This is a genomic window from Pseudomonas sp. P4_C4 (assembly GCF_056402055.1).
In genome coordinates, this window is sequence record NZ_JBFUID010000010.1 from 99,813 (window position 1) to 118,349 (window position 18,537).

The 18,537-nt window shown below is 60.6% G+C and carries 17 protein-coding genes; 2 read left to right on the forward strand and 15 right to left on the reverse strand.

The window, feature by feature from the left end; translation table 11 throughout:
• Position 1 precedes the first annotated feature (1 nt).
• The 8 genes from pabC to AC1DXW_RS08175 form a co-directional block, all read right to left on the reverse strand.
• On the reverse strand, positions 2 to 817 hold the full coding sequence (gene pabC / locus AC1DXW_RS08140; RefSeq protein WP_477754366.1) for an aminodeoxychorismate lyase: 816 nt from the start codon (positions 815 to 817) through the stop codon (positions 2 to 4).
• Positions 817 to 2,061, reverse strand: coding sequence for a beta-ketoacyl-ACP synthase II (gene fabF / locus AC1DXW_RS08145; RefSeq protein ID WP_477759907.1), 1,245 nt, complete (start codon positions 2,059 to 2,061; stop codon positions 817 to 819). Before fabF ends, pabC begins: the two co-directional genes overlap by 1 nt.
• Before the next feature lie 108 nt (positions 2,062 to 2,169).
• Positions 2,170 to 2,406, reverse strand: coding sequence for an acyl carrier protein (gene acpP / locus AC1DXW_RS08150; protein ID WP_003175607.1), 237 nt, complete (start codon positions 2,404 to 2,406; stop codon positions 2,170 to 2,172).
• Positions 2,407 to 2,603: 197 nt separating this feature from the next.
• Positions 2,604 to 3,344 carry a 3-oxoacyl-ACP reductase FabG gene (gene fabG, locus AC1DXW_RS08155; protein WP_007997043.1) on the reverse strand — a complete coding sequence of 247 codons (741 nt, stop codon included), beginning with the start codon at positions 3,342 to 3,344 and terminating at the stop codon, positions 2,604 to 2,606.
• Between the two features lie 16 nt (positions 3,345 to 3,360).
• Positions 3,361 to 4,299 (reverse strand): ACP S-malonyltransferase, encoded by a 939-nt coding sequence (gene fabD, locus AC1DXW_RS08160; RefSeq protein ID WP_477754364.1) that lies wholly within the window; start codon positions 4,297 to 4,299, stop codon positions 3,361 to 3,363.
• A gap of 124 nt (positions 4,300 to 4,423) precedes the next feature.
• Entirely contained in the window at positions 4,424 to 5,434 is a 1,011-nt protein-coding gene (gene plsX, locus AC1DXW_RS08165; protein WP_477754363.1) for a phosphate acyltransferase PlsX, read from the reverse strand.
• A 4-nt stretch (positions 5,435 to 5,438) separates the two neighbouring features.
• On the reverse strand, positions 5,439 to 5,621 hold the full coding sequence (rpmF, locus tag AC1DXW_RS08170) for a 50S ribosomal protein L32 (RefSeq protein ID WP_003179396.1): 183 nt from the start codon (positions 5,619 to 5,621) through the stop codon (positions 5,439 to 5,441).
• 13 nt (positions 5,622 to 5,634) lie between these two features.
• A complete protein-coding gene (locus AC1DXW_RS08175; protein WP_007942001.1) occupies positions 5,635 to 6,162 on the reverse strand; it encodes a YceD family protein in 528 nt (175 codons plus the stop codon).
• Positions 6,163 to 6,267: 105 nt separating this feature from the next.
• Between AC1DXW_RS08175 and AC1DXW_RS08180 the strand changes: the two genes are divergently transcribed.
• On the forward strand, positions 6,268 to 6,846 hold the full coding sequence (locus AC1DXW_RS08180) for a Maf family protein (protein WP_477754362.1): 579 nt from the start codon (positions 6,268 to 6,270) through the stop codon (positions 6,844 to 6,846).
• A gap of 153 nt (positions 6,847 to 6,999) precedes the next feature.
• On the opposite strand, the gene AC1DXW_RS08185 is transcribed toward AC1DXW_RS08180, so the two are convergent.
• Genes AC1DXW_RS08185 through rluC form a run of 3 tightly spaced genes read right to left on the reverse strand, consistent with a single transcriptional unit; the run spans position 7,000 to position 9,625 of the window.
• On the reverse strand, positions 7,000 to 7,989 hold the full coding sequence (locus AC1DXW_RS08185; RefSeq protein WP_477754361.1) for a S49 family peptidase: 990 nt from the start codon (positions 7,987 to 7,989) through the stop codon (positions 7,000 to 7,002).
• A 24-nt stretch (positions 7,990 to 8,013) separates the two neighbouring features.
• A complete protein-coding gene (locus AC1DXW_RS08190) occupies positions 8,014 to 8,676 on the reverse strand; it encodes an HAD-IA family hydrolase (protein WP_477754360.1) in 663 nt (220 codons plus the stop codon).
• Positions 8,663 to 9,625 (reverse strand): 23S rRNA pseudouridine(955/2504/2580) synthase RluC, encoded by a 963-nt coding sequence (gene rluC, locus AC1DXW_RS08195; protein WP_477754359.1) that lies wholly within the window; start codon positions 9,623 to 9,625, stop codon positions 8,663 to 8,665. Before rluC ends, AC1DXW_RS08190 begins: the two co-directional genes overlap by 14 nt.
• Before the next feature lie 703 nt (positions 9,626 to 10,328).
• Here rluC and rne point away from each other — a divergent pair.
• The gene (rne, locus tag AC1DXW_RS08200; protein WP_477759908.1) at positions 10,329 to 13,583 is read left to right on the forward strand and encodes a ribonuclease E; all 3,255 of its coding nucleotides are present in this window, start codon (positions 10,329 to 10,331) and stop codon (positions 13,581 to 13,583) included.
• 190 nt (positions 13,584 to 13,773) lie between these two features.
• On the opposite strand, the gene AC1DXW_RS08205 is transcribed toward rne, so the two are convergent.
• From AC1DXW_RS08205 to AC1DXW_RS08220, 4 genes are read right to left on the reverse strand one after another with little or no spacing between them, the layout of a single operon-like run.
• Positions 13,774 to 14,370 (reverse strand): nucleotidyltransferase family protein, encoded by a 597-nt coding sequence (locus AC1DXW_RS08205; protein WP_477754357.1) that lies wholly within the window; start codon positions 14,368 to 14,370, stop codon positions 13,774 to 13,776.
• The gene (locus AC1DXW_RS08210) at positions 14,367 to 15,350 is read right to left on the reverse strand and encodes an XdhC family protein (protein WP_477754356.1); all 984 of its coding nucleotides are present in this window, start codon (positions 15,348 to 15,350) and stop codon (positions 14,367 to 14,369) included. Before AC1DXW_RS08210 ends, AC1DXW_RS08205 begins: the two co-directional genes overlap by 4 nt.
• Complete coding sequence (locus AC1DXW_RS08215) at positions 15,350 to 17,671, reverse strand: xanthine dehydrogenase family protein molybdopterin-binding subunit (protein ID WP_477759909.1); 2,322 nt, start codon at positions 17,669 to 17,671, stop codon at positions 15,350 to 15,352. Before AC1DXW_RS08215 ends, AC1DXW_RS08210 begins: the two co-directional genes overlap by 1 nt.
• Positions 17,668 to 18,138: a (2Fe-2S)-binding protein gene (locus AC1DXW_RS08220; RefSeq protein ID WP_477754354.1), complete on the reverse strand. Its 471-nt coding sequence runs from the start codon at positions 18,136 to 18,138 to the stop codon at positions 17,668 to 17,670. The genes AC1DXW_RS08215 and AC1DXW_RS08220 overlap by 4 nt, the downstream gene beginning before the upstream one ends.
• Positions 18,139 to 18,537 lie beyond the last annotated feature (399 nt).

The window sequence follows — 18,537 nt, forward strand, 5'->3', positions numbered from 1 at the left end:
ATCAAGCATCCAGTAGCGCACGGGCAATGATTTGGAGTTTACGGGTGAGCGGCCCAACCGGCCAGTGAAGAGCAGCACAGGCGCGCACCGGCCAAACGCCATACACGCTGTTGCAGACAAAGACTTCGTCAGCCCATTGCAGTTGTTCGAGGGGAATGTCGGTGATTTGCGTGGGGATTCCCAGCGACCTGGCCTGGGACAATATTTCGCCACGCATCACGCCGGCCACGCCGCAGCGCTTGAGGTCAGCGGTGATGAGTGCGCCATCACGCACCAGGAACAAATTGCTGAACACGCCTTCAATCACGCGCCCGGCCTGATCGAGCATCAAGCCTTCGGCATGCTCGGTGTCCTGCCATTCGGCACGGGCGAGGACTTGTTCAAGACGGTTCAGGTGCTTGAGGCCGGCCAGTAATGGCTGTCTGGACAATCGCGTGGAGCAAGGAAACAGACGAACACCCTGCTCGCCATGCACGGCAGGGTAAGCAACGGGTGGATTGCCTTGCAGAATGCGTCGGGCCTGAGCCGAAGGATCCGGGGCGTAACCGCGCAGACCATCGCCACGAGTGAGGATGAGCTTGAGCACCCCGTCACCCAGTGCCGCGGCGTAGGCCAGCAGTTCGCTGCGGATCAACGCCTGATCGGCGGCAAGCGCCAGACGCGAACAGCCGTCCGCCAGACGCGACAGATGCCGGTCCAGCAATACGGGCTGCCCGTTGCGCACGGCGATGGTCTCGAACAGACCATCGCCATAAGCCAGGCCGCGATCCTTCAGCGACAAAGCGTCAGCCGGCTGACCGTCGACCCAGCTGTCCATCAGCCTGCGAACCGGCGGAACACCAGCGAGCCGTTGGTGCCGCCAAAACCGAAGGAGTTGGAAACGACCACATCGATATCCATGTTGCGCGCCGTGTGCGGCACGAAATCAAGGTCGCAGTCTTCGTCCGGCTCATCGAGATTGATGGTCGGCGGCGCTACCTGGCTGTTGATTGCCAGCACGCTGAAGATCGCCTCGACCGCGCCCGCCGCACCCAACAGGTGACCGGTCATGGACTTGGTCGAACTGACGGCCAGCTTGTAGGCGTGCTCGCCGAACACCGACTTGATCGCATTGACTTCGGCCAGGTCGCCTGCGGGAGTAGAAGTGCCGTGGGCATTGATGTACTGCACTTGATCGCCATTGATTTTGGCATCGCGCARCGCATTGGTGATGCAGCGCGCAGCACCGGCGCCATCGGCTGGCGGCGAAGTCATGTGGTAGGCATCGCCACTGGTGCCGAAACCGATCAGCTCGGCGTAGATGGTCGCGCCACGCGCCTTGGCGTGCTCGAGCTCTTCCAGCACCAGCGCACCGGCACCGTTGGACAGCACGAAGCCATCGCGGCCCTTGTCCCATGGACGGCTGGCGCGGGTTGGCTCGTCGTTGCGGGTCGACAGCGCGCGGGAGGCACCGAAGCCGCCCATGCCCAGGCCGCAGGCGGCCATCTCGGCACCGCCGGCAATCATCACGTCGGCTTCGTCGTACATGATGTTGCGGGCCGCCATGCCAATGCAGTGAGTACCGGTGGTACAGGCCGTGGCGATGGCGTAGTTAGGTCCCTGTGCCCCCAGATGGATCGACAGGAAACCGGAAATCATATTGATGATCGAGCCTGGCACGAAGAACGGAGAAATCCGTCGTGGGCCGGTCTCGTGCAGCGTGCGGGCGGTTTCTTCGATATTGGTCAGTCCGCCAATACCCGAGCCCATGGCCACGCCGATGCGTTCACGGTTGGCGTCGGTGACTTCCAGGCCGGAATTGCGTACCGCCTGAAAACCTGCGGCCAGACCGTATTGAATGAACAGGTCGAGCTTGCGGGCTTCCTTGACCGACAGGTATTCCTCGACATTGAAGCCCTTTACCGAGCCGCCAAAACGGGTGGAATAGGCAGAAAGGTCGGCGTGTTCGATCAGACCAATGCCACTGCGGCCAGCCAGAATGCCCTGCCAGCTGCTTGGCACATCCGTGCCCAGTGGCGACAACATACCCATACCGGTGACTACGACGCGTCTACGCGACACAGCACTCTCCTTTTTCAAATGACGACTTTGCATCAGGCCTAAAGAAAAAACCGCACGCCGTGATGGCAGTGCGGTTTTTCCATGACAGCGAGCAACGATTACAAACTATTACGCCTGGTGGCTAGTAACGTAGTCGATTGCAGCTTGTACAGTAGTGATCTTCTCGGCTTCTTCGTCAGGGATTTCGGTCTCGAATTCCTCTTCCAGAGCCATCACCAGCTCAACGGTGTCAAGGGAGTCGGCACCCAGGTCTTCTACGAAGGAAGCAGTGTTGACCACTTCTTCTTCTTTAACGCCCAGTTGCTCAGCAACGATTTTCTTGACGCGCTCTTCGATGGTGCTCATACCTTGTTTTCACTCCTAATGGACAAATTCAGGCGGCTGGCCAGTGGGTAAGTGTATAGAAAGACTTTTCAGCTTTTCAACTGAAAGCTTCACTCCTCAAACCCGGTGACCCTATGCCTATAAAATAGATTGCAGCTTTATAACGGATTTTAGACAGCTCGTATGACATTTTTTTGAAGCAATCCGTCACATTTGAATTACATGTACATCCCGCCGTTCACCGGGATTGTAGCTCCGGTAACGTAAGCCGCACCGTCCGACGCAAGAAAAGCGACCACGGACGCGATCTCTTGAGCCTGCCCCAGACGACCCAGCGGAATCTGCGTCTGCAAGGCTTCACGCTGCGCCTCGGGCAGTTCACGGGTCATATCGGTATCGATGAACCCAGGGGCCACCGAGTTTACCGTAATCGAACGCGAACCGACTTCACGCGCCAGAGCACGGCTGAAACCTTCCAGACCAGCCTTGGCGGCAGCGTAGTTTACTTGGCCTGCGTTGCCCATGGCACCCACAACCGAACCAATACTGATAATTCGGCCCCAACGGGCTTTGGTCATGCCGCGCAAAACGCCCTTGGACAGGCGGAACAGACTGTTCAGATTGGTATCGACAACGTCATGCCACTCGTCGTCTTTCATGCGCATCATCAGGTTATCGCGGGTGATGCCGGCATTGTTGACCAGGATCGCCGGCGCACCGAACTGCTCCTGAATGCTCGCCAGAACAGCCGCCACGGACTCGTCGCTGGTGACGTTGAGTTCCAGGCCAGTGCCTTGAATACCGTTTTCCTTCAGGGTCGCGGCAATGCGCTCGGCACCCGACGCGGAGGTCGCGGTACCCACAACGATGGCGCCCTGACGACCCAGTTCCAGGGCGATGGCCTGGCCGATGCCACGGCTCGCACCGGTGACCAGTGCAACTTTACCTTGCAGACTCATGCAAGCTTCTCCTGATTCAGGCCAACGCTGCACGGGCGGCAGCGAAAGCATCTGGGGTATTGAGGTTGGATGTCGACACGCCTTCGGCGCAACGTTTGTTCAGACCCGCCAGCACTTTGCCCGGGCCGCACTCGACCAGGTTGGTCGCGCCCTTGGCTGCCAGCGCCTGTATGGATTCGACCCAGCGTACCGGCTTGTACAGCTGTTCGAGCAAATCACGCTTGAGGGTTTCCAGATCGGCCGGCACCTGGGCACTGACGTTCTGTACCACAGGAATCTGCGGTGCCTGCCAGTCGATCTCGGCGATCGATTCGGCGAAACGCTCGGCAGCCGGGCGCATCAGCTCGCAATGGGACGGCACGCTGACCGGCAACGGCATGGCGCGCTTGGCGCCACGCGCCTTGCAGCCTTCAATGGCGCGCTCGACGGCAGCCTTGGCACCGGCAATGACCACCTGGCCCGGTGAGTTGAAATTCACCGCACTGACCACTTCGCCTTGCGCCGCTTCGGCACAGGCTGCCAGTACGTCGGCATCGTCCAGGCCCAGGATGGCAGCCATACCGCCTTGTCCGGCCGGCACGGCTTCCTGCATCAGCTGGCCACGACGTTCGACGAGCTTCACTGCATCGCCCAGGCTCAGGCTGCCTGCCGCGACCAGCGCGCTGTATTCACCCAGGCTGTGCCCGGCAACGTATGCCGGGCGCGCACCACCTTCCGCCAGCCATAGACGCCACAGGGCGATCGAGGCAGTCAGAATGGCCGGCTGGGTTTTATCGGTTTGATTGAGTTGCTCTTCCGGCCCTTGCTGGGTCAGTGCCCACAGGTCGTAACCCAGTGCATCGGAAGCTTCTTTGAATGTTTCGAGAACAACCGGATGTTGCGCGCCCAGCTCGGCCAGCATGCCGAGGGACTGCGAACCCTGTCCCGGAAAGACGAATGCGAGGGAAGCAGACATGTAACAAGCCCCTAATGATCTTGTCGTCGGAGAATTGGCGTCCCGCTTGGGGGCGCAAGAAACTGACAGTTGGATGACCCATCGAACCAACCGGTCACATTTAAGCATTGTCCGACGAAAACGCCTAAAGCAATAAATCCTCCAGACGACCGTGAATGCGCTCGGGCAGGTTTTCCTGAATTTCGATCAGTGCGCGCTGAATGGCGCTCTGAAAACCCTGCACTCCGGCAGAACCGTGGCTCTTCACCACGATCCCCTGCAATCCGAGAAAGCTCGCGCCGTTATGCCGGGCAGGTGCCAGATCGGCCTGCAGACGCCTCATCAAGGGCAGCGCCAGCGCGCCGACCACGCGAGAGGCTACGTTCTTTCTGAACAACGCCTCGATGCGCCCGGCAATCATGGTCGCCAGGCCTTCGCTGGATTTGAGCAGGATGTTGCCGACAAAACCGTCACACACCACCACATCCGCTTCGCCGCGGTACAAACCGTCGCCTTCGACGAAACCGATGTAATTGATGCCGCGAGCGGCCTGTAACAAAGTGGCGGCCAGCTTGACCTGCTGGTTGCCCTTGATATCTTCGGTGCCGATATTCAGCAACGCCACCCGTGGACGGGTGATGCCCAGAGTCTCCGCGGCAACCGAGCCCATGACTGCAAACTGCAACAGATGCTCGGCACTGCAATCGACATTGGCGCCCAGATCGAGCAACTGGCAATAACCTTTCTGCGTCGGAATCGCCGCCACCATGGCCGGACGATCAATACCCGGCAAGGTCTTGAGCACGAACCGCGACAACGCCATCAACGCCCCGGTATTGCCGGCACTGACACAGGCCTGGACCTTGCCGTCGCGCAACAACTCCAGGGCTACACGCATCGACGAGTCAGGTTTGCCACGCAAGGCCTGGGTGGGTTTTTCGTCCATGGTAATGACTTCGCTCGCCGGGGCAATCGACAGGCGCGCGCGATCCACAGCCGAATGGCCAGCGATCAATTCTTCAAGTAGGGAGGGTTGACCGACGAGGGTCAGGTGCAGCGAGGGTGTAGCAGACAGGCAAGCAAGGCTGGCCTGAACAATGCTGCGGGGACCGAAGTCCCCGCCCATTGCGTCAATCGCGATGACTTGAGCGGACAAGTGATTACTCGTCAGCGCCCTTGTCGATCACTTTACGACCACGGTATACGCCTTCTGGCGATACGTGGTGACGCAGGTGAACTTCACCGGTGGTTTTTTCTACAGACAGGGTGCTAGCCTCGAGAGCGTCGTGCGAACGGCGCATGTCACGGGCAGAGCGGGATTTTTTGTTCTGCTGAACAGCCATAATTGATTAACTCCTAAACGTTTGGGTCACGCTTTAACTGCGCCAATACACTGAACGGGTTGGACCGCGTTACCTCGTCCTCGCTCGGTTCGGGCTCATCTGCTCCCGCCGGCTGCTGGCATTCTTCCGGATGATGAGCAGGCACAATGGGCAAGGCGAGCAGAAGCTCCTCCTCGATCAGTGACTGCAGATCCAAAGGATCTTCGCCCAGTTCCAGCACGTCATAACCTTTCGGCAACGACTGGGTATTCGCACCCTCCTTCACCACGGCGTAACTGCATTCGCTGTGGATCGGCAGGGTGACCAGCTCAAGACAACGCTGGCAAACCATTTTGACTTCAGTGTCGATAAAGCTGTGGATGACCACAGATTTACGTTCATCTCGTTCAAAAACGAATTTAGCCTGCACCGTACCGACATTGTCGGAAAGCGGGTCGCAGAGTCTCTCCAAATCGGCCAGCAGCATTTCACCTTGAAGGGTGGTGCCACGATCAGCCAATTTGCGCGGGTCAACGTGAGGTGGAATCGGGTCATTCAACATAGGCGCAGCATTATAGGGATGCACCCGCCCATGTCAAAGGAAATTCAGCCCTGTCCGTCACTTGGAAGCCTCGCTAGAATTCGCACCTGCCTTATGGAGATGCGCATGCTGCCTTTATTACTCGCTTCTGGCTCGGTCTATCGCCGGGAATTGCTGGCCCGCCTGCAGCTGCCTTTCACGTGCAGCTCGCCGGATATCGACGAAAGCCATCGCCCTGGCGAATCCGCCATCGAGCTGGTCAAGCGCCTCGCCGAAGAGAAAGCGCGCGCCCTGGCCGACAGCCATACCGCTCATCTGATAATCGGTTCCGACCAGGTCGCCGTGCTGGGAGAGCGAATTATCGGCAAGCCCCACACTTTCGAAAAAGCCCGCGAACAACTGCTGGCCGCCAGCGGCACACGCGTGACGTTCCTGACCGGCCTGGCCCTGCTCAACAGCCAGACCGGGCACTGCCAGGTCGATTGCGTGCCGTTCACCGTACACATGCGCACACTCGACGCACCCCGCATCGAACGCTACCTGCACGCCGAGCAGCCCTACGACTGCGCAGGCAGCTTCAAGGCCGAAGGGTTGGGGGTGAGCCTGTTTCAAAGCACGCAAGGCCCTGACGCCACCAGCCTCGTCGGCCTGCCACTGATTCGCTTGACCGACATGCTCCTGACCGAAGGCGTGCAAATCCCCTGAAGTTCAAAAGATCGCAGCCTTCGGCAGCTCCTACGCGGGCCGGTTTCACCCATGAATCGCGGGCACACCCAAATCCTGTAGGAGCTGCCGCAGGCTGCGATCTTTTGATTCTAAAAAAAACCGGCTGATGCCGGTTTTTTTATCACAAGAGACTCAGCGCAGCGACGGACCGTTAAAACCCATCCACATCGCCAAATGCTCAGCCACGCTGGCACCGAGTTTTTTCGAGAAGCGATCGAACGGCGACTCCTGAACGGTAAAGTCCACCAGCTCTTTCTCGCCGATCACATCCCGCGCAACCGAACTGGCATTGCCCAGCCCGTCGATCAACCCCAGCGGCAACGCCTGCTCGCCGGACCAGACCAGACCGGAAAACAGCTCCGGATGCTCCTTGTCCTTCAGGCGATCGCCACGCCCTTGCTTGACGCTATTGATGAACTGCTGGTGGGTCGTATCGAGCACGCCCTGCCAGAAGGCGGTTTCTTCCGGCTTCTGTGGCTGGAACGGATCGAGGAATGACTTGTGCTCGCCAGAGGTGTAAGTGCGACGCTCGACGCCCAGCTTCTCCATGGTGCCGACAAAGCCATAACCGGCTGCCGTCACACCGATGGAGCCGACCAGGCTCGCCTTGTCGGCGTAGATCTGATCCGCCGCGCTGGCGATGTAGTAGGCACCGGAAGCCCCCAGGTCGGAAATGACCGCATACAGCTTGGTGTCCGGGTGCAGGCCGCGCAGGCGACGGATCTCGTCATAGACATAACCCGACTGCACCGGACTGCCGCCCGGGCTGTTGATGCGCAGGATGACGCCCTTGACCTTGTCGTCCTCGAAAGCCGCGCGCAGGCTGCCAACGATATTGTCTGCGCTGGCCGGCTCCTTGTCGGCAATCATGCCTGTCACATCGATCAGCGCCGTGTAATTGGCACTGCGGGTAGCGGCCTTTTCCATATCCATCAGCGGCGAAAACAGGGCAATTGCGCCGAACAGATACACAAAAGTCAGCAGCTTGAAGAATATCCCCCAGCGACGGGACCGGCGCTGCTCCTGCACGCCGGCCAGCAGTGTCTTCTCCAGCAACTTCCAGCTTTTGTCGTCACCGCTCTCTGCGCTCGCCTTGGCGGGCGCCTTCCATTCGTCGGTCATGCCATCCACCCCAAAAACAACCGGTTAAGCCCGCTGACTCAGCCAGGCATGCAATTCTGAAAAACGGTCGATGGCCAGTCGCGGCTCATACAACTTCAACGCATCGATCGATTGGGCGCCATAACTGACGGCCACCGAGCCCATGCCGGCGTTGCGTGCCATCTGCAGATCAAAGGACGAATCACCGACCATCAACGCCTGTTCCGGGCGAACCTCGCAATGGGCCAGGATTTGCTCGAGCATCAGCGGATGGGGCTTGCTGGCGGTCTCGTCGGCAGCGCGGGTGATATCAAAGTAATTCTCCCAGCCATGGGACTTCAACACCCGATCCAGCCCGCGACGGGCCTTGCCGGTCGCCACAGCCAGATGATAGCCCTCGGCACGAAACGCCTCGAGCGACTCGACCACACCCTCGAACAGCGGCGAAGGCACAGCCTCCGACGCAATGTAATGCTCAGCATAGTGCTCACGGAACGCGATCAGCTCGGCATCAGCGATTTCGGGGTACAGCGTGCGGATCGCTTCCGGCAAGCCCAGGCCGATGATGCCCTTGACGGCAAAATCATCGCGCAGCTCAAATCCGGAGCGCTGCGAGGCAACGTGCATTGCCTCGACAATCCGGCCAATGGAATCGGCCAGAGTGCCGTCCCAGTCGAAGATCAGCAGCTTGTAATCAGATGGGCGCACTCAATCGCTCCACGGTCTTGGCCCACATCTCGTCGACCGGCGCTTGCAGCTTCAGCTCACCGCCATCGGGAAGTGGCACGGTCAGCATGTAGGCGTGCAGGAACAGACGCTTGCCGCCCAGATCGCGGATTTCCTTGCTGAAACCTTCGTCGCCATACTTGGTGTCGCCAGCGATGCAATGCCCGGCGTGCAGAGTGTGGACACGGATCTGGTGAGTCCGGCCGGTAATCGGTTTGGCCTCGATCATGGTGGCAAAGTCGCCGAAGCGGCGCAGGACCTTGAACACGGTCACGGACTCCTTCCCCTCCTCCTCGTCGACCTCGACCATGCGCTCGCCGGAACGCAGATTGCTCTTGCCCAGCGACGCACGGACTTGCTTGATCGAGCTCGCCCAGTTACCGCGGACCAGCGCCATGTAGCGCTTGTCGACGCCATCACCGCGCAACGCGGTGTGCAAATGGCGCAACATGCTGCGTTTCTTGGCGATCATCAACAGGCCGGAGGTATCACGGTCGAGACGGTGAACCAGCTCGAGCTCTTTGCAATCGGGGCGCAACTGACGAAAGGCTTCGATCACCCCGAAAGTCAGGCCGCTACCGCCATGAACCGCAATGCCCGCAGGCTTGTTGATCACGATCAGGGCCTTGTCTTCGAAGACAATCGAGGCTTCGAGTCGCTGCAGCAACCCCTGCGCCAGTGGCACCGGCTCGTCGCGCTCGGGCACACGAACCGGCGGCACGCGCACGATATCGCCCGCCTGCAACTTGTACTCGGGCTTGATCCGACCTTTGTTCACACGCACTTCGCCCTTGCGCAAAATGCGGTAAATCAAGGTCTTGGGCACGCCTTTGAGTCGGGCGAGAAGGAAATTATCAATACGTTGGCCGGCATATTCCGGCGAGACCTCAAGCAGTTGTACGCCTGGAGTCGGGGGGGTAGTCGTCGTCATGCCGCGGATGATAACAATTTTTTATGGAATTGAAGCACTTAATCATTACTGCTATAGTCGCGAACGTCGCCAAAAGCGGCCTGGACAGCGGACCAACGGTCAAAAACCGGCCCTGACCAACGCAATTCACCAGGACGCGAGGCCGTCCTACGGGGCTTTCGCTACGTAACGGTGGAGTTTGCAGGTGTAACGAGCGCAGGTGACATGAGGCCTGAATCACGCCACAAAGCAGAGTTTTCCACTCGTTTTGCGCGCCATATTCACGGCCAGTTCACAAAGTGCAGTCAGCTGCGAATGACCCCGAGCGAAGGCATCGGAAACAACGCCTAAATTAGCCATGATGCGTGACCTCCCCCTTTCGGAGCTCACGGTAAATGCCAACCCGCTGCGGATTCTGCGCGCGGCAGCACCCGAATTATCAGGGATACGTGTAGGGTGGAGATGCACAACCGCCGGACTGTGTAGCAACAGGCTTTCTCAAGACGCTTCATCTCGTCCACAGCCGCTGGTTGATTCCTCCTCCTGACTGAGTGCTTAAGTAGCCACAGCAAGCAGGACGCGTACGTCGCGATGAAGGCCCACATTGGCCGGACTTCGCTGGACACGGGAAATGGCCAACCACTCCCGACGCACCTGACACCGACCGTGAGAAGTCGTGTGTGCCGAACGCCGTTTCCGGCAGCCCGGAAACCGACGGTACTACATGAAAAGAATGCTGATTAACGCAACTCAACCCGAAGAGTTGCGTGTTGCACTGGTAGATGGCCAGCGCCTCTACGACCTGGACATCGAATCCGGTGCACGCGAGCAGAAGAAGGCCAACATCTATAAAGGCCGGATTACTCGCATCGAACCAAGCCTCGAGGCTGCCTTTGTCGATTTCGGCTCTGAGCGCCACGGCTTCCTGCCCCTCAAAGAAATCTCCCGCGAATACTTCAAGAAAGCCCCGGAAGGTCGCGTCAACATCAAGGACGTCCTGAGCGAAGGCCAGGAAGTCATCGTTCAGGTCGAAAAAGAAGAGCGTGGCAACAAGGGCGCCGCCCTGACCACCTTCATCAGCCTGGCCGGTCGTTACCTGGTGCTGATGCCGAACAACCCGCGTGCCGGCGGTATCTCCCGTCGCATCGAAGGCGAAGAGCGCAATGAACTGCGTGAAGCCCTGAACGGCCTGGTTGCACCGGCCGACATGGGCCTGATCGTGCGCACTGCCGGCCTGGGCCGCAGCAGCGAAGAAATGCAGTGGGACCTCGACTACCTGCTGCAACTCTGGACTGCCATCAAGGAAGCCTCGCTGGATCGTTCCGCGCCGTTCCTGATCTACCAGGAAAGCAACGTGATCATCCGCGCGATCCGCGACTACCTGCGCCAGGACATCGGCGAAGTGCTGATCGACAGCGTTGAAGCCCAGGACGAAGCCCTGACCTTCATCCGCCAGGTGATGCCGCAGTACGCCAGCAAGATCAAACTGTACGAAGACAGCGTTCCGCTGTTCAACCGTTTCCAGATCGAAAGCCAGATCGAAACCGCTTTCCAGCGTGTCGTCGAACTGCCTTCCGGCGGTTCCATCGTCATCGACCCGACCGAAGCCCTGGTGTCCATCGACATCAACTCGGCGCGCGCCACCAAAGGCAGCGACATCGAAGAAACCGCCCTGCAGACCAACCTTGAAGCGGCCGAAGAAATCGCCCGTCAGTTGCGCTTGCGCGACATCGGCGGCCTGATCGTCATCGACTTCATCGACATGACCCCTGCCAAGAACCAGCGCGCCGTGGAAGAGAAAGTCCGCGAATGCCTGGAAGCCGACCGCGCTCGCGTGCAAGTCGGTCGCATCTCGCGCTTCGGCCTGCTGGAAATGTCCCGTCAGCGCCTGCGTCCGTCCCTGGGCGAAAGCAGCGGCATCGTCTGCCCGCGTTGCAACGGCACCGGCATCATCCGTGACGTTGAATCGCTGTCCCTGGCGATCCTGCGCCTGATCGAAGAAGAAGCCCTGAAAGACCGTACCGCCGAAGTTCGTGCACAAGTGCCGATCCCGGTGGCTGCGTTCCTGCTCAACGAAAAACGCAACTCGATCACCAAGATCGAACTGCGCACCCGCGCCCGCATCATCATTCTGCCGAACGATCACCTCGAGACGCCGCACTTCGAAGTGCAGCGCCTGCGTGATGACAGCCCGGAAGCGGCCACCAACCAGTCCAGCTACGAAATCGCCGCTGCCGCTGCCGAAGTGGAAGAAGTCCAGCCAGCCGCTGCAACCCGCACCCTGGTTCGCCAGGAAGCGGCGGTCAAGACGGCGCCGGCCCGCGCCAATGCTCCGGTTCCGACCGAAGTTGCCGCTCCGGCCCCTGCTCCGGCTGCCGTGCCAGAGCCAAGCCTGTTCAAAGGCCTGGTTAAGTCGCTGGTGAGCCTGTTTGCCACCAAGGAAGAGCCTGTCGCGCCGGTTGTGGTTGAAAAGCCTGCTGCCGAGCGTCCAGCCCGCAACGAAGAGCGTCGCAACGGTCGCCAGCAAAGCCGCAACCGTAATGTTCGCCGCGATGAAGAGCGCAAGCCTCGCGAAGAACGTGCACCGCGTGAAGAACGCGCCCCACGTGAACCGCGTGAAGAGCGCCAACCACGCGAAGTGCGCGAACCTCGCGAGACCCGCGAAGAAACTCCGGCAGTCGCCCGCGAAGAACGCGCACCACGCGCTCCTCGCGAAGAACGTGCCCCGCGCGCTCCGCGTGAAGATCGCAAGCCACGGGGTGAGCGCGAAGAACGCGTTCGTGAACTGCGCGAGCCTCTGGATGCCGCTCCGGCTACTCCGGCTACTCCGGCTGCTCCAGCCGCCGCTGCTACCGCTGAAGAGCGTCCAGCTCGCCAGCCACGTGAAGAACGCGCGCCACGCCCTCCGCGTGAAGAGCGTCAGCCACGTGCCGAACAAGCTGCCGCAGCCGAAGCTGAAGAAGAACTGACCACCAACGAAGAGCAACTGCAGGAAGAAGGTCAGGAAGGCGCCGAAGGCGATCGTCCACGCCGCCGCTCCCGTGGCCAGCGTCGTCGCAGCAACCGTCGCGAGCGTCAGCGTGACGCCAACGGCAATGTGATCGAAGGTTCGGAAGAGTCCGAGTCCGGCGAAAACGCTGAAGCACCAAGCGTTGCCGATCTGGCCGCCGGCCTGGCTGTCACCGCAGCGGTTGCCAGCAGCGTGATCAGCGCTCCAGCTGAAGCGCAAGCCAATGTGCAAGCCGAACGCGCCACTGCCGCTACCCTGGAAGCAGCTCCGGTTGAAGCGCCAGTCGTTGAAGCGACCACACCGGTCGAAGTCACCGCCTCGCCGGAAATCGAAGTAGCGCCAGCGCCAGAAGCTCAGCCAGCTGTTGAAGCGGCTGCCGAGCCAGCGCCAGTGGTAGAAACTCCTGCCGTGGCTGCAGAAGCGGTTGTTGAAACCGTGACTGAAACCGTGCGTGAAGTTCGCGAAGAGCAAACCGCATTCAACTGGGTTGCCGAGCCAGCCGTCGCTGAAGCCGCTGAAACCCAAGTGGCTGAAGCCATGGTTTCCGAGCCGGTGGTTGCTGCTGCAGAACCGGCTCCAGCGCCGGTGGTTGAAGCTCCAGTCGTTGAAGCACCGGTCGTTGCCGAAGCACCTGCACCGGTAGTCGAAGCCGCTCCTGTCAGCGCCCTGACGCCAAGCGGCCGTGCGCCTAACGACCCACGTGAAGTGCGTCGTCGCAAGCGTGAAGCCGAGCGTCTGCAGAAGGAAGCTGAACTGGCTGCCGCTGCTGCTCCGGCTGAAGCGGTTGTTGCTGCCGAGCCTGCACCGGTTGCTGCTGAAGTGGTTGAGGCAGCGCCAGCCCCGGTCGCTGAAGTGGCTGCCGAGCCGGTTGAGTCGGTGATCCACGAAGCGCCGCGCTCCGTTCAGAAAACGGTAGAGCAACACGAGCAAGCCGAGGAAAAAGAACACGAGCCTAAACCTCTCGTCTGATTCCATCGGCCACTGAAAAGCCCCGCCTGGTGATCCAGGCGGGGCTTTTTTATATCAGGACTTCACGACAATCCATTGTAGGAGCGAGCCTGCTCGCGATAGCGGTGGATCAGATTGCATCTCTGCTGGATGCCAGATCGCTATCGCGAGCAAGCTCGCTCCTACAGGGGATCCAGGTAGATCTGAAGATCTATGCGGGGCTAAAGATCAATGCCTGCGGCACATCCACATCCCACACCACACCAGGATCATCCACTGTCACTTCAACTACCCGCCCTTGGGCAAACAGCGATTTTGCGCCACGATCCCCCGATAGCGCCATCAACCCCGCCGCGAAGTCCCGTCCGAACCCGACCGGATGCCCGCACTCACCGCTCTGCACAGGCACGCTGATACTGTCATCGCCAATACCCGCCACCACTTGCCCGATACTGGATGGCAGGATGAACGGCATATCCCCCAGCACCATCAGCCAGCCATCGAGTTGCTTGCAGGCAGCGACTCCCGCGGCAATGCTGTCGCCCATTCCCGTCGATTCGATCAGTACAATCTCGCAACCATAGGCCTGAGCCATGCGAATAACCTGCGGGCGGTCAGCGGTCGTCACCAGCACGCGCTTGCCCAGCGTCGCCGGAAGGTTGACCAACGTATGCTCGATGACGGACCGCACCACACCGTCACGCCCGGTGCAATCGGCCAGCAATTTATCCTTTTCGGCGCCCGCCACCTGACGAAAGCGGCTGCCCTGCCCCGCCGCCAGCACGACGACGCCAATGGACTCGCTCATACCCTCTCCTGCAAGACTTTCTTCTGCTTCAGTTCGACGCCGTTTTTGACCGCCACGATTTCCGCCATGAGCGACAAGGCAATTTCCGCCGGATTATGACTGCCGATATGTAAACCGATCGGACCATGCAAGCGATCGATCGCCGGTTGCGACAAACCCAGTTGAGCCAGGTTTTCCCGGCGCTTCTGGCTGTTGACCCGCGACCCCAGCGCCCCGACGTAAAAAGCCCTGGAATCCAGGGCCGTGAGCAGCGCCATGTCGTCCAGACGCGGATCATGGGTCAAGGCCACGATGGCCGTGCGTTCATCGGTCGCGATATTCAACACCGCCTCATCCGGCATGCCCGAAACGAATCGTCCGTGCTGCTCCTCCCAGCCGTAGACGAACTCGCTACGCGGATCGCAAATCAGCACCTCGAAATCCAGCAGGCGGGCCATTTCAGCGACATAGCGCGATAGCTGCCCCGCGCCGATCAGCAGCAAGCGCCAGCGCGGGCCATAGATCGCACGCAAGGTCTGTCCATCGAACGTCAACACGTCAGCTTTATTGGCCGGCTGCAAAAGCACTTCGCCGGTGGCCAGGTTCAGTTCACGGGCAACGATTTCATGGGCCTCGCAACGGGCGAGCAATTGCTCGACCCAAGCCCCATCGTCGATACGCTCCTCGGTCAAGCGCAAGGTGCCACCGCAGGGTAAGCCGAAACGTGCGGCTTCCTCGCGGGTCACGCCGTAGGTGATCAATTGCACCGGCGGCCCGTCAAGCGCAAGGCGTCCGTCGTGCAGCCGGGCGATCAAGTCATCTTCGACACACCCGCCCGAGACCGAACCAATCACCATGCCGTCTTCACGCAAGGCCAGCATGGCGCCGGGTGCCCGGGGCGCAGTGCCCCAGGTTTCGACCACGCTGTACAACACCACCCGCTGACCGGCGCGATGCCATTGCAACACACTGCGCAGGACGTTCAGATCGGCGCTGTCCATCAGGCGCCAGCCTTCTGCCAGCCCGACAGCTGATAACGAACCGGCAGGTTGCGGATGCGTTTGCCGGTGGCCGCAAAGATCGCATTGCACAGTGCCGGTGCAATCGGTGGCACGCCCGGCTCACCCACACCGCCCAATGGCACGTTGCCCGGCGGCGTCACCAGATGCACGGCCACCTCTTTTGGTGCCAGGGACATGCGCGCCACTTCGTACATGTGGAAGTTATCCTGCTGGACCTTGCCGTCCTTGAAGCTGATTTCCCCCAGCACCGCATTCCCCAGGCCCATGACGCAGGCACCTTCGAACTGCGCGCGAATGCGCTCGGGATTGATCTGTGGTCCGCAATCGACGGCGATGTCGGCCTTGTGCACCACCAGCGTGCCGTCGTCTTTGACCTCCACTTCGATCACCGCCGCCACATACGTCACGAAGCTGTAATGCACCGCCAGTCCCAGACCGCGGCCCTTGGGCAACTCGCGCCCCCAACCGGCGGCCTTGGCGGCGGTCTCCAGTACCGTGCGCAGGCGCGCAGTGTCGATCGGATAACGCTCGGGGGATTCGCCGTAGTTCCACTCGTCACTCAAGGTTCGCGGATCGATCTGACGGTCCGGACCGAGCAATCTGATCTGGTACTTCAGCGGATCCTCCCCGGCCTTGTGCGCCAGCTCATCGATAAAACTCTGGATCGCGAAACCATGGGGAATGTTCGACACCGAGCGATACCAGCCGACGCGGGTGTGCACCGTTGCTTCCGGGTTCTCCAGGCGAATGTTGGGGATCGCATACGCCATGTTGGTGAATCCCATGCCCAGTTCGAACGCTGCCTCATGGTTCATGCCCGGTGCAAACAACGCGGTGATGCTCGGGGCCACCGTGCGGTGCAACCAGCCGGATGGCAGGCCATCCTTGTTCAGGCTGGCCTTGAGGTATTCGGCCGATACGGTGTGGAAGTAAGAACAATGAATGTCGTCTTCGCGGGTCCATTGCACCCGCACCGCTTTACCGGGGAATTCCTTGGCGAGGATGGCGGCTTCGATGATGAAGTCGGGCTTGGACTTGCGCCCGAACCCGCCCCCGAGCAAGGTCACGTTGAACGTGACATTGTCGAACGGCAGGCCCAGGCGTTCACCGATCCGTTCCCGGGTGACCTGCGGCGCCTGGCTTGGCCCCCAGGCTTCGCAGGCACCGTCCGTGAACCGCGCAATGGCGAYCATCGGTTCCATCGGCGACTGTGACAAATGCGGCAAGTAGTAGGAGGCTTCCAGGGTGCTGTCGGCGCTGGCCATGGCCTTGTCGATGTTGCCGGTATTGCGCACCACCTTGCCGGGCTTGAGCGAGGCTGCTTCAAGTTCCTTGCGATAGGCGATCGAGTCGTAGCTGGCATTGGGGCCGTCGTCCCACTCGATTATCAGCGCCTCGCGGCCCTTGATCGCCGCCCAGGTATTGCTCGCCACCACGGCGATACCGCCCAAGGGCTGGAACTCCGAAGGCAACGGACGGCTTTCGATCTGCACCACCTTGACCACGCCGGGGACTTTCATCGCCGCGCTGCCATCGAAGCTTTTGACCTTGCCGCCATACACCGTGGGCCGCGCAATGATCGCATACAGCATGCCGTCGAAATGCACGTCGGCGCCGTACACCGCCCGGCCGTTGACGATGTCCTCCCCATCGATGGCCTTGGTGCCTTCCTTGCCGATGTAACGGAACTCAGCCGGCTGCTTGAGCTTCAGGCTGTCGCGGGCCGGAACCGGCAAGGCGCCTGCGGCGGAGGCCAGGGCGCCATATCCGAGCTCGCGACCAGAAGGCTCATGGACGACCTTGTGCAGTTGCGCATGGCATTCACCGACCGGCACTTTCCATTGTGCGGCGGCGGCCTGTTCGAGCATGGTCCGCGCGGCGGCACCGCAGCGACGCATCGGCTCGTACCAGTGACGCATGCTGCGCGAGCCGTCGGTGTCCTGGTTGCCGAAGCGCACTTCATCGCCGGGGGCCTGCTGCACCTTGACCATCGCCCAGTCGGCTTCCAGTTCATCGGCCACCACCATGGTCAAGCTGGTGCGCACGCCCTGGCCCATCTCCGAGCGGTTGCAGATCACGGTCACCGTGCCATCGGCGGCGATGCTGACATACACCTTAGGGTCATCGACCCAGCCATGGGGCATGCCGTCGGCGCCGAATTTTTTCTCTTTCTCTTCGGCAAACGCGTCCTGCCAGCCCCAACTCGCGGCGACGACCAATGCACCGGCTGCGCTGACACCTTTGATAAAACCACGCCGACTGAGATTGCTCAGGGCGAAATCATTCGGTAACCGGCTCATGCCTTGGCCTCCTTCAGGTGAGTGGAGGCCTGGCGGATCGCGGTCTTGATGCGGTTGTAGGTGCCGCAGCGACAGATGTTGCCGACCATGGCTTCTTCGATCTGCTCATCGCTGGGGTTCGGATTGGTCTTGAGCAGCGCCGTCGCCGACATGATTTGCCCACCCTGGCAGAAGCCGCATTGGGCGACTGCCGTGTCGAGCCAGGCTTGCTGCACGACTTTGCCGATCGGATCGGCGTGCAGGTTGTCGATGGTGCTGACATTCTGCCCGGTGACTGAACCGATGGGCGTGATGCAACTGCGGGCCGGAGCCCCTTCGATATGAATGGTGCAGGCCCCGCACAGGCCCATGCCGCAGCCGAACTTGGTGCCGTTGTAACCGGCCACGTCGCGGATCGCCCAGAGCAGCGGCATGTCCTCGGTGACGTCGAGTTGATGGTCTTGACCATTGAGCTTCAGGGTAATCATGGGCACGCCCGCATGGATCTTGAGTTGTGGGGTCGAGCAATCTGCCGCGGGATCTCGGTGGGTCGCACGCAGATCGACTCAGGCTAATGGGCTCTCTTGTGCAGACGCAGACGTCTGCACCGGGCCTTTGGTGGAGCAAGAGTGTGCATCGTTAGCTGACTAAGTTAACCGAGCATTAACAAAAAAGCCCTGCACGATAAACATCGTGCAGGGCTTTTTGATCCGTCCTGGAAGCTTAGGGGGCGTTCTCAATTAGTTTTCCCGTCGCGTTGTCGCCTTAAAGCGGGCCAGGCAAGGCGCAGGCCGCTGGAAATGGTTGTTCCCTTTCCAAGGCCTGCAACGCAGCCTGGCCCGTTTTAAGGCACAACCCGAAGGGCCGGGCCTGCTGTTGTGCAGGGC